The 1027-nt window shown below is 77.5% G+C and carries 2 protein-coding genes; both read left to right on the top strand.

The genetic code is table 11. From position 1 onward, the window contains the following. Positions 1-160: potassium-transporting ATPase subunit C (locus tag HMPREF0731_RS23830; RefSeq protein WP_007006397.1), on the top strand; the 160-nt coding region annotated here is incomplete at its 5' end. A gap of 12 nt (positions 161-172) precedes the next feature. Next, the coding region (locus HMPREF0731_RS21700; protein WP_007006398.1) for a histidine kinase at positions 173-1027 on the top strand (855 nt) is incomplete at its 3' end.

Raw genomic sequence — 1027 nt, forward strand, 5'->3', positions numbered from 1 at the left:
GGCGCGCGTCGCCGCCGCGCGCGGCCGCGCCGAGGCCGATGTGCTGGCCCTGGTCGAGGCCCTGACCGAGGGGCGCGCGTTGGGCCTGATCGGCGAGCCGCGGGTGAATGTGCTGCGCCTCAACCTCGCTCTGGCGGCGGGCGGGCCGGGAATGCGCTAGACAGGGCGCCGCATGGCCGACCAGGACCCGCCCCGCCCCGACCCCGACGCGCTGCTCGCCCTCGCGGCGCGGGAGGGGCGCGGGCGGCTGAAGGTGTTCCTCGGCGCCGCCCCCGGCGTCGGCAAGACCTGGGAGATGCTGGCCGAGGCGCGCCGCCGCCAGGCGGGCGGCGCCGACCTCCTGGTCGGCATCGTCGAGACGCATGGCCGGGCCGAGACCCAGGCGCAGATCGGCAGCCTGCCGGTGCTGCCGCGCCGGCCGCTCGCCCATCGCGGCCAGGCGCTGCTGGAGTTCGACCTCGACGCCGCGCTGGAGCGCCGGCCGGCCATCCTGCTGCTGGACGAGCTGGCGCATTCCAACGCCCCCGGCAGCCGCCACCCGAAGCGCTGGCAGGATGTCGAGGAGCTGCGCGAGGCCGGCATCGAGGTCTGGACCACGCTGAACGTCCAGCACCTGGAGAGCCTGTCCGACGCGGTGGCGCGCATCACCGGGGTGCGCGTGGCCGAGACGGTGCCCGACGCGGTGCTGGCCGGCGCCGACGCGGTCGAGCTGATCGACATCCCCCCGGCCGAGCTGCTGGAGCGGCTGCGGCAGGGCAAGGTCTACCGGCCCGACCAGGCGGCGCGCGCGCTGCGCGGCTTCTTCCGCGAGGGCAACCTCGCCGCGCTGCGCGAGATGGCGCTGCGCCGCACCGCCGACCGGGTGGAGGCGGACGTCACCGGCTACATGCGCGCCAACGCCATCGCCGGGCCCTGGCCCTCGGGCGACCGGGTGCTGGCGCTGATCGGGGCGGACGCCTCGGCCGAGGCGGTGGTGCGCCAGGCCCGCCGCATCGCCGACGCGCTGCGCGCGCCGCTCATCGCGCTG

Source organism: Pseudoroseomonas cervicalis ATCC 49957 (assembly GCF_000164635.1).
Lineage (GTDB): Bacteria > Pseudomonadota > Alphaproteobacteria > Acetobacterales > Acetobacteraceae > Pseudoroseomonas > Pseudoroseomonas cervicalis.